Annotated in this window: 1 protein-coding gene; it reads left to right on the top strand. The window is 41.9% G+C overall.

The genetic code is table 11. The features are described from left to right. Positions 1-236: DEAD/DEAH box helicase family protein (locus AAEY62_RS24815; protein WP_350637159.1), on the top strand; the 236-nt coding region annotated here is incomplete at both ends.

Raw genomic sequence — 236 nt, 5'->3', positions numbered from 1 at the left:
GAGATCCGCTTAGAAGACTTTCCATCACCACAAGAATTATGGACTAAGTACTGCGTGTGGAAAGGTTATACCCAAACCCAGTTACCGATTATCAATCAAGAATATCATGATGATGGCACGGGTAAGCAACCTCGTTATTATCAACTGCAAGCCATTAATAAAACCATTGAAGCTATTTCATCCGGTAAAGACCGAGTGTTACTTGTCATGGCGACCGGTACGGGTAAAACCTATAC

Source organism: Pseudoalteromonas sp. GW168-MNA-CIBAN-0100 (assembly GCF_040309225.1).
Taxonomy (GTDB): domain Bacteria; phylum Pseudomonadota; class Gammaproteobacteria; order Enterobacterales; family Alteromonadaceae; genus Pseudoalteromonas; species Pseudoalteromonas arctica.
The sequence above is the reverse complement of the archived record's forward strand: the minus strand, read 5'-3'. Positions and strand labels throughout refer to the sequence as shown.